Genomic DNA, 2,341 nt, shown 5'->3' with positions numbered 1-2,341 from the left:
AAGACGCTCGGCTGGAAGACACCTGCCGAAGCGTTCAACGAGCAGCTACAGTTGCATCAAAAGGCCGGTGTTGCAACGACCGGTTGAATCCGGTCTGTAGCAACAACAGGATCTCGATCCAGACGAGTGGAGTCTGGAGTCCGAGGAATCCGTAACCGTCCATCGTCAGCGCGGCCACGGTCAGCACCGGGACGGTGACGGGGCCCAGCGACAGACGGCGAACCAGGCGCGAGGCGAGGGGAGCCCCCGCGAGCGCGCCGAGTGCGGTCGGGATATTGGCCAAACCCGCCTTCATCGGTGAAAATCCGAGCGCGCCTTGCAGATAGAACGCGTTGTAGAAGGTGATGGCGGAGACGGCGAAGAGCAGCAATCCGAGCGCCACATTGCCGCCACCGAATGTGCGTTGCGCGAGCAGGCGAGGATCAAAGCTGGGCACCTTGACGCGCAGTTCGACGAGTACGAAAACGGCCAGCAGAACCAGACCGGCAACTATCGGCGCCCAGACGTCGGTGCGACTCCACGCCGCCACCTGTCCCGCTCGGATCAGTCCGTAGGCCAACGCCACGAGTCCGCTGATCGACAGCAACATTCCAGCGGGGTCCAGTGGTCGCAGAGTGGGGCTGCGGAAATTCGGAACCAGCGCGGCGAGCCCGGCCAACGCCAATACCGTGACCGGGACATTGATCAAAAAGACCGAGCCCCACCAGAAATGTTCCAGCAGGAACCCCGCGAGCACCGGTCCGGCAGCCATTCCGACACCGGCCGAAGTCGAGAAAATACCGACCGCGGCTGCTCGCGCGGGGCCGGTGAAGGTCCACATGAGGATGGCCAGCATGGCGGGCGTGATCAGCGCGCTGCCCACCCCCATCGCGGCTCGAGCCACAATCAGCTGGCCCGCATCACTTGCGTACGCCGCCCACAGCGAGGACCCGCCGAAGATCACCAAGCCACCGGAGAACACAGTCCGGTGACCGAAGCGATCGCCCAGTATTCCTGCGGTGAACATCAATGTGGCGAAGGCCAGAGTGTACGAACCGGTCGCCCATTGCAGCTGACCGGGATCGGCTCCCAGGCCGCGGGCCGGATCTGCGAGGGTCTCCAGCGCAGTACTCAGGACTGTGTTGTCCAGCCAAATCAGCAGCGAACACAACATGAGAACGGCAAGAATCAACTGCTGCCTGAACTTCGGCAACGTTGGAGGCGTGGTCATGAACACCCTTCGGATATCGTTCGGCGGGAACCTGAACGAGTGGACCATAAGTAGATTCCATGACGCCGTCAAGCCCGGACTTTCTTGCCGATGCTGTTGCGACTGAACGGAATCCATGCCCTCTGCCGTATTTGCGGACCGAATAGTTTTGTGCCCTCCGACGAATTTGCGATTTGAAGGAATGTGTGACTTCCTGAGAGTTGCGACCGGGTGCATTTCATGCCCTCCAGTGAGCTGTCGCACCGCGTCCTGTGCCCTCGGTGAGGATTGCTCAGGCGGATGGAGATGCGAGCGAGAAGCTCAGGCCACCCGTGGTCGGTGTGCCCTCGAAGGAGTGGAACAGCCGCAGCTGTTACGTCACACAGTCGAAGGGTGTCCAGGTGCAAGACACGTCATGGGCTCAGGGCAGGGGTGTCGTGAGATTGGCCCAGGAATCCGCGGATGGATTGCCCCACACATCCGGTCAACTCGCCGTTCAGAATGGTGATCACCAGGGCGACGGAAACGCCGGCTACCAAGAGGAGCGCACTCAATGAGCAGCATCCGTACCGATTTTGCGCCGGTTGTGACGCGGGCCGCCGAGGCGGAGACGACGAGCGACCCCAGCAGCGCGATGACACTGCTGGCGGACTCCGAGGCGACAGGCGGGCTGTTGACCAGCTACCGCTCGACCTTTGCCGAAGGGGCGGTGGGGGCGCCGGCGCACTTCCACACCCGAGCCGCAGAGACGTTCTATGTCATGGACGGATCCCTGCGCGTCCTCTTGGGGGAGGCGATCACCGTGCTGAGCGCGGGTGACTTCCTGCTCGTACCTCCGCACACCCCGCACGCTTTCGCCGCCGCCGCGGGCTGCACGGCGGACGTGCTGTTCACCTTCACGCCGGGGATGGAGCGCTTCGACTATTTGCGCCTCCTGGGCCGGGTGATGCGCGGCGAAGCCGACTTCGAGGAGATCAAGGCGTCCTCGGAGCGCTTCGACAACCACTACGTCGACAGCCCCGTGTGGAACGCTGCACTGGCCGAAGGCTGAAGGCTGAGAGGACGTTAAGTCCCGTTCCTGATGATGTGGTGTCACCCGTTCGTGGGTGACGGGACGGTTCCTCCGTCATGTCATGTCGTGTGCATGATGGG

The 2,341-nt window shown here is 62.8% G+C and carries 1 protein-coding gene and 1 pseudogene; one reads left to right on the top strand and one right to left on the bottom strand.

The genetic code is table 11. The features are described 5' to 3' along the window. Nucleotides 1–106: 106 nt before the first annotated feature. Nucleotides 107–1,153, bottom strand: a pseudogene (locus ACIRD8_RS37790) (MFS transporter); the annotation flags it as partial. A gap of 589 nt (nucleotides 1,154–1,742) precedes the next feature. Here ACIRD8_RS37790 and ACIRD8_RS37785 point away from each other — a divergent pair. Continuing rightward, entirely contained in the window at nucleotides 1,743–2,240 is a 498-nt protein-coding gene (locus ACIRD8_RS37785; RefSeq protein ID WP_404002313.1) for a cupin domain-containing protein, read from the top strand. Nucleotides 2,241–2,341: the final 101 nt, after the last annotated feature.

The sequence above is a fragment of the Streptomyces sp. NPDC102451 genome, assembly GCF_044765485.1.
Taxonomy (GTDB): Bacteria; Actinomycetota; Actinomycetes; order Streptomycetales; family Streptomycetaceae; genus Streptomyces.
Note: the sequence above shows the minus strand (reverse complement) of the source record. Positions and strands in the feature narration are given on the sequence as shown.